Source organism: Embleya sp. NPDC059213, assembly GCF_042754445.1.
In the GTDB taxonomy this organism is placed as follows: domain Bacteria; phylum Actinomycetota; class Actinomycetes; order Streptomycetales; family Streptomycetaceae; genus Embleya.
The window spans coordinates 1-6,702 of record NZ_JBHZAV010000313.1; the positions used below are offsets into that span (position 1 = coordinate 1).

Here is a 6,702-nt window from a genome sequence, read left to right on the forward strand (position 1 = left end):
TTTTTAATCACCCGCCCACACCCTATATCTACCCTGCTGTCGTCGGCGCCCGCTTATTTTTTTTATAAGACAAACATAAACACCGGGGGCCGGGGCTCGCCCCCCCCCCCCGTCGTGGAGCGAGCCTCCTCCTGGCCGCAGGGCGCGCTCCACCTGGAACGCTTCTCGGCTCCGCCCGCCGTGCCCGTGGCCGGCGACGTACCGTTCGAGGTCCTGGCCAAGCGCAGCGGTATCACGGTGACCGTGCCCGCCGACGGGAGCATCCTCAAGGCACTCGACGACGCCGGCGTGAACACGCTGAGCTCCTGCTCCGAAGGGATATGCGGAGCTTGCGAGACGCTCGTGGTGGAGGGCAAGCCCGATCACCGCGATCACGTTCTCACGGAAGAGGAGAAAGAAAGCGGCGAGTACATCATGATCTGCGTCTCGCGCGCCTGCACCAAACGGATCGTCCTCGACATCTGATTTCGAATCAGCCAGTAGGAAGGCTGAGTCGACAACGATCGAATCGCCGCACCGACCAGATGATCCGCCGCCGCGCATACAGGAACGTCCAAGGGCCCTCGAAGCCGAAATCCGAGCCTGAGCCAAGAACTGGAACGAGGGCCCGAACCGTTCCGTCGGCCCCGGATCCCCGCACCCCCGCGAGGCGACGCAGGGCCCGCCGCCGGCAGCTCCGACTCGGCGGACCCGGCCGGCTCCTCCGGCTCCTGCGCGGCGGCGGGGCGGGTGGCGGCGGCGCGTTCGCCCAAGCCGGGGCGCCCGTCGGACAGGGCCCACTCGAGCGCGGCGTCCGTGTCCACCGATTCGTTGGGCCGCAGCCACGGGCCGACGTCGACCGAGGACGATCCGGCCGTCCGCGACCCGGTCAGCGGCAGCCGCGCGAGCGCTTTCCGCAGGCGTACTACGTCGACGGCGGCGACCCGGTAACCGGCGGACGGCGTAGGTGACTTCGGCCGGCGGGGCCACCGGGGGCGGCCGGTCTCGTTCAGTCCGGGATCGGGCCACCCGCCGGTCCCGACGCGGCGTCGTCGTCCGGGTTGCAGGCATGGTGCGGGGCGCTGCGGACCTCTGCGCGCAGCCAGGCGTGGGCCGGGTCGTTGTCGTAGCGCTGGTGCCACGCGAGATGGATCGGGACGGCGGGCGTGGTCAGCGGCGGCGGCAGGGGCAGGCCGCGCAGACCCGGGTCGTCCAGCGCGGGACCGCCGACGATTCGCGGAACGGCCGCGACGAGGGCCGGCCGGCGGACGAACTGTAGCGCCGTGTCGTTGGCGGGGGCGGCGGCTTCCTGGCTTCCGCTCCCGCCCCGCACGCCCAGGCCGTCGCCGTCGCCGTCCTCGCCGAACCGTACCGAGCCGCCGCCTGGGACCGCCAACCACCGTGCCGCGCAACCCTGTTCCCCCTCCCGGCACCACCGGAGGTCAACATGAAGATCGCAGTACTCGGCTCCACCGGACAGACCGGCCGCCTTGTCCTCGCACACGCGTTGGAACGCGGGCACGACGTCATGGCCTGGCCCGCCGGCCCGAACAGATCGAGACGCCCGCCGCCGCGAACCTGCGAGTGGTCCGGGCCGACGCGACCGACGCCGGCAGTGTCGCCACCGCCGTCGAGGGTGCCGACGTCGTCGTGAGCGCCCGCGACTCGTACGCGCCGCGGAATTCAAGCCTCGAAGGATCCCGCCGATGGCGCCACGCGCCGGGATCGCCGCCCTCATGGTCGCGGAAGCGGAAACACCCGGCTTCGCCGGCACGGACACCGTCGCCCTGTTCGACGGCCGCTGAGCACCGCTCGCGCCGCAACCGGCCGGCCGGCAATTCGATTGGTGTAGCGTAAAAGCGCGTTGCACCCCGACGCCAGAGGTACACCCATCCGGTAGGACGGCGCGGCCGCAAGCCCGGACCCAGTCGCCAGGACCCATCGGTGTCCGAGGCGGGGACGTACCCACAGACACGCTGGAACTCCCATGCGCACAACCGCAGCCACCCGGATCGTGGCTCTTGCCCTGACCCTCCTCCTGACGGCGGCATGCTCCTCATCGGGCTCGGACGAGGACGAGGACAACACCCCGACCGCCCAGGGCCCCACCCCCACCACCCCCGGCACCGCCGCACCGACCGCACAACCTCCGGCCGGCGGTGCCGAACCGGTCCTCCCGCCGATCGGCGCGCAATGGGACTACCAAATCGGCGGCGCCTACCAACCGGCCGCGGGCGTGCGCATCGTCTCACGCGACAGCGGCGCGGACCCGGCGGCCGGCCTGTACAACATCTGTTACATCAACGCCTTCCAGGCCCAGCCCGGCAGCACCGCCTGGTGGCAGAGCAACCACCCCGACCTGCTGCTCCGCGACTCCTCCGGCGCCCTGGTCCTCGACAAGGACTGGCACGAGCCCCTGCTGGACGTGTCCACCGACGCCAAGCGGGACAGACTCGCCCAGGTCGAATACCCCTGGATCGACGGCTGCGCGGCCAAGGGGTTCCAGGCGGTCGAACCCGACAACCTCGATTCCTACGGCCGTTCCGGCGGGCTGCTCAAACCGGCGGACAATATCGCCTTCGCCTCCCTGTTGGCCCAACGTGCCCACCGCGACGGCTTGGCCATCGGCCAGAAGAACGCCACCGAACTGCTCGACCGGCACCAGGCGATCGGATTCGACTTCGCCGTCGCCGAGCAGTGCGGCGCGACCGACGAGTGCGACCAGTACGCCTCGGCGTACGGCAACCGGGTCGTCGACGTCGAGTACGACGACGCCGGATTCGCCTCCGCCTGCAAGTCCTTCGCCTCCCGCATCTCGATCGTCCGCCGCGACCACGACGTCAGCGCCCCGCCGAACGGCAAGTACGCACGCCGAACCTGCTGAACCCATCACCGCCAACGAAACGACCCGAGACGAAGCCAAGTCGGACACGAGTCCACGATGGGCAACGAAGCCGCACTCGTGACGGAGACATCCAGCGGCATCGGCCTGCACACCGCAATCGGCCTGGCCGCCGAGGGCATCCGCGTCGTGCCGACGATGCGGGACACCGCCAAGGCCGACCGTCTGCGCGCCGAGGCCGCCGACCGGGGCGTCGAAGTGGCAGTACGGAGACCGGACGTCACCGACCTCCACCACGCCCGATGGTGTCTCGACGCGGTGGCGGCCGAACTGGGCGTGGTCGACCGTGAACAGGCCCTGCTCCGCAACCGACTGACCCCCCTGCGCCGCGACCTGTGTGCCGTGGCGAACGTGGCGACGCGGACCCGTACGGTCCTGACCGAGCACGCCGCCATCGTGGCCGCGCTGCGCACCGGCGACGCCGACCGGGTGGGGGAGTCGCTGGCGACCCACCTGTCCAGCACGCTGGTCGCGCTGCACCTGCCCGCGCCCGCGCACTGGTCCGGCGTCGCCGGCGCTCCGTCCGTGGTGGGGCAGTCGTGAGGATCGCCCTGGTCCAGGTGGCCAGTGGGGCGGACGAGGCGCCCGATGCGCGCAGGGCACGGGTGGGGCGCATGGTGGCCGACGCGCGCGGCGCCGATCTGGTCGTGCTGCCCGAGTTGTGGGCCGCCGGCTACTTCGCGTTCGACGCCTACGCCGACCGGGCCGAATCGTTGAGCGGTGCCACCGTGAGCGCCGGCCGCGCCTGGGCCCGCGCGTTGAACGCCCACGTGCACCTCGGCAGCATCGTCGAACGCGACCGGGAGGGACGACTGTTCAACACGGCGATCCTGCTCTCCCCGGACGGCGTGATTCGCCATACCTACCGCAAGATCCACGTCTTCGGATACGCCTCGCGGGAGGCGGAGTTGCTGACGCCGGGTGAGCGGCTGGACGTCGTGGACACCGAGTTCGGCCGCTTCGGCGCGACCACCTGTTACGACCTGCGGTTCCCGGAGATGTGGCGCGACCTGGTGGACCTCGGCGCGCAATCGGTCGTCGTCCCCGCCGCGTGGCCCGCCGCCCGCCGCGAGCACTGGCGACTGTTCACCACCTGCCGGGCCGTCGAGGAGCAGATCCTGCTGATCGCCTGCAATGCGGTCGGGGTCCAGGCCGACGGCGTCGAACTTGCCGGACACAGCCGCGTGGTCGGCCCATGGGGCGATGTGCTCGTCGAGGCCGGGACCGACGAGGGCGTGACGTTCTGCGATGTCGACCCGGCGGTCGTGGACGAGGTCCGGGCCGAGTTCCCGGTGTTGGCCGACCGTCGTCCGTCCGGCGTGTTCCCTGCCGCGGCCCGTTGGATCGAACCCGACACGGAGGAACTGCCCAAGTGAGCGTCCGCACGCTTAGCCTGCGACTGGAAGTCGTGGGCACGCGAGAGCAGTTGGAGATATCCCAGCCCCGCCTGATCGTCGCCGGCTACACCGCCGGGGATGAAGCCGCCTGCCCCAAGCCGGTCGGCGCCGCCGTTGTCGAACTCGGCCCCGACCTGGCCGGGGTCGACTGGGAGTCGCTCGTCGCCCGCTCCTGGGTGGACGGGCGGCTCTACCAGGAAGGACCGCTCTCGGTCCTGCGCCGGCCCGCCGACCCGGTGGTGGGGTGCTCCAACTCCCGTCCAGCGTCGCGGACATGATCAACCCCGAGACGCGCGCCGACATCGACCGCTAGATCCGAAGCCCGAACGCCCCGGCCGAGGAGCGGGTGAAACTGTTCAAACTCGAAACATCCTGTCCGCTCGCCAGGAACACCTCGCGCTGCGCTTCGCGCGTCGGGGCGAGGACCACTTCGCCGGCTTGGACGTGGTCAGCGGACGGCACCGGGTGCCGGTCATTCCCGACGCGTTCGCGCATCCGGAGTGCGATGTGGAGCGCCACTTCACGGGCGGCGACCACGTCGTGGTGATCGCACGGGTGCTCGACGTGTGCGAACGAGCGGGGGAGCCCCTCGGCTTCCTCGGCGGCCGATTCAGCGACATTGTCGACCGCGGCCACGAACCCGTCGGCTGGTACTTCTGAGCGGGCACCGCCCGCACGGCGCTGCGGCGCGGCCCTGACCAAAGCCCGATCCCGCGCGTGACCGGAAGCCTCGGTGGCGATCTCTCGCCGGCCACCGAGGCTTCCGGCACGACCCGACAGAGGCCGAAGGCACGGTTCGAACCCGGCCCACGAGTCGTCGTTCGCTACCGGCGCCGGGCGGGCGCAAGGTCGTCCGGGCCGGCGAGTGCGCCGGAAACGTGCCGCTCCCGGGCGACCGACAGCGCGCCGCGCAACGGGCCGTCGGGACCGAGACCGGACCGGGCGACCTCGATCGTGTAGGGGCGCATCACGTTCACGAACTCGGTCAGCCGGGCCCGTACCCCGTCCAGGAGGAGGTTGCCCGCGCCGGCCAGCCGACCGCCGACGACCACCAGATCGAGATCCAGCGGCGTGGTGACCCCGACCACGACCGTCCCGATCGCCCGCCCCGCGGCGTGTACGGCCGCTCGGTGTGCGGCTTCCCCCGACAGCGCGCCCCGCACCACGCCCGCCAGATCGGTCGGCGCGGGGTTCGCGGCACGCAGTCGAGCCACCAACGCCTCCTCGTTGACCAGGGTCTCCAGGCAACCGTGCGATCCGCACCAGCACGCGACGCCGTCGGGATCGACGAGCGTGTGGCCGAACTCCCCGGCCACGCCCGTGGCTCCCCGGTACACCCGTCCGTCCAGAACCAGCGCGCCGCCGATACCCGCCTCGGCCAGTACGTACATGAAGTCGCCGCTGCCGCGGGCCGCCCCCAGGCGATGCTCGGCAAGCGCGGCGAGATTCGCGTCGTTCTCGACCCGGACCGGGAAGTCCAGCACCTCGGACAGGTCGTGGGACAGTGGGACGCTGCCCCAGCCCGCGAACTGATGGAATCCCTGCGAGATCAACCCGTGGGCCGCCCGGTGCTGTGCGGAGCGGACCAGGCCGGGGACGGAGACGACCGCCGAAACCAGATCGGCTCGGGTGAGTTCGCGCTCCACCAGCAGCCGTTCGAACAGCCGCCCGGCGACGGCCAACGCGTCCGAATACGGACACGACGGTGGGATGGGGCCCTCGATCTGCCACACCTCGTCGGTCGGCGACATCACGCCGACCCGGATCGAGGACCTGCCCAGATCCAGGCCGAGCACCCACGCCGAGCGGTGACCACCGAGCCGAACCACCTTGGTCCGCCGCCCGTTGCGCACGCCCGGTGCCAGAACCACCCGCCGCTCCGCGAGGAGGAGCCGGACCAGGTTGGATACCGTCGCCTCGGACAGTCCGGCGGCCTGGGCCAACTCGACCTGGGAGAGCGGACCACGCTCCAGACAAGCCAGGAGGCGCCGCAGGTTCGCGGCCCGCATGGCCGCCTGTGGGCCGCCTCGGTGCGCCGTCATGCGGTCATGTTTGTGGGCCCGCCCCGGTGCGTCAAGCCAAGCAGAGCCGTCCGTGCGGAGCCGAGCCCGACGCGGGTGGGACGGTTGCCTCGGATGCCGCCGACCACGCATGGCCGGGTGCCTTCGGGCCGGGTCCGGCGCGGTGTCGGCCGAACACCATGGTCGTGCGCCGATCCACGTCATACGGCGGCCACGGCGACGCGCCGGGGCGGTTGGGATCGCCGGTGTGCGCGAACTCGATCCATGCCTGCGCCAGCGAGCGCGCCGCGCCGTCCGTCGATCGCAGGATCGCACCTGGGGACGGATCGCCGTCGCCATGCGCGAATGGTGCGTCGACGCCGCCCACGGTGGCGGGCAGGTCGAACCGGTAGCGGAAGACCGG

Annotated in this window: 8 protein-coding genes and 1 pseudogene; 7 read left to right on the forward strand and 2 right to left on the reverse strand. The window is 71.5% G+C overall.

Annotated elements, in window-relative coordinates; translation table 11 throughout:
• Nucleotides 1-465: 2Fe-2S iron-sulfur cluster-binding protein (locus ACFXMF_RS45940; RefSeq protein WP_380021243.1), on the forward strand; the 465-nt coding region annotated here is incomplete at its 5' end.
• A 523-nt stretch (nucleotides 466-988) separates the two neighbouring features.
• Here ACFXMF_RS45940 and ACFXMF_RS45945 read toward each other — a convergent pair.
• Nucleotides 989-1,375 (reverse strand): LysR substrate-binding domain-containing protein, encoded by a 387-nt coding sequence (locus tag ACFXMF_RS45945; RefSeq protein WP_379992611.1) that lies wholly within the window; start codon nucleotides 1,373-1,375, stop codon nucleotides 989-991.
• Between the two features lie 5 nt (nucleotides 1,376-1,380).
• Here ACFXMF_RS45945 and ACFXMF_RS45950 point away from each other — a divergent pair.
• The 6 genes and pseudogenes from ACFXMF_RS45950 to ACFXMF_RS45975 all read left to right on the forward strand — a co-directional run.
• Nucleotides 1,381-1,629 (forward strand): annotated as a pseudogene (locus ACFXMF_RS45950) (NAD(P)H-binding protein); the annotation flags it as partial.
• Nucleotides 1,630-1,966: 337 nt separating this feature from the next.
• Complete coding sequence (locus ACFXMF_RS45955; RefSeq protein WP_379992610.1) at nucleotides 1,967-2,863, forward strand: endo alpha-1,4 polygalactosaminidase; 897 nt, start codon at nucleotides 1,967-1,969, stop codon at nucleotides 2,861-2,863.
• A 78-nt stretch (nucleotides 2,864-2,941) separates the two neighbouring features.
• Complete coding sequence (locus ACFXMF_RS45960; protein WP_379992609.1) at nucleotides 2,942-3,424, forward strand: SDR family NAD(P)-dependent oxidoreductase; 483 nt, start codon at nucleotides 2,942-2,944, stop codon at nucleotides 3,422-3,424.
• Nucleotides 3,421-4,257: a carbon-nitrogen family hydrolase gene (locus ACFXMF_RS45965; RefSeq protein WP_360313490.1), complete on the forward strand. Its 837-nt coding sequence runs from the start codon at nucleotides 3,421-3,423 to the stop codon at nucleotides 4,255-4,257. Before ACFXMF_RS45960 ends, ACFXMF_RS45965 begins: the two co-directional genes overlap by 4 nt.
• 32 nt (nucleotides 4,258-4,289) lie before the next feature.
• Nucleotides 4,290-4,556, forward strand: a complete 267-nt coding sequence (locus ACFXMF_RS45970) for a DUF2848 family protein (protein ID WP_379992614.1) — start codon at nucleotides 4,290-4,292, stop codon at nucleotides 4,554-4,556.
• 121 nt (nucleotides 4,557-4,677) lie between these two features.
• Entirely contained in the window at nucleotides 4,678-4,938 is a 261-nt protein-coding gene (locus tag ACFXMF_RS45975; RefSeq protein WP_380018124.1) for a flavin reductase family protein, read from the forward strand.
• A gap of 164 nt (nucleotides 4,939-5,102) precedes the next feature.
• Here ACFXMF_RS45975 and ACFXMF_RS45980 read toward each other — a convergent pair whose 3' ends face one another.
• Entirely contained in the window at nucleotides 5,103-6,320 is a 1,218-nt protein-coding gene (locus ACFXMF_RS45980) for an ROK family protein (protein ID WP_379988234.1), read from the reverse strand.
• Nucleotides 6,321-6,702 lie beyond the last annotated feature (382 nt).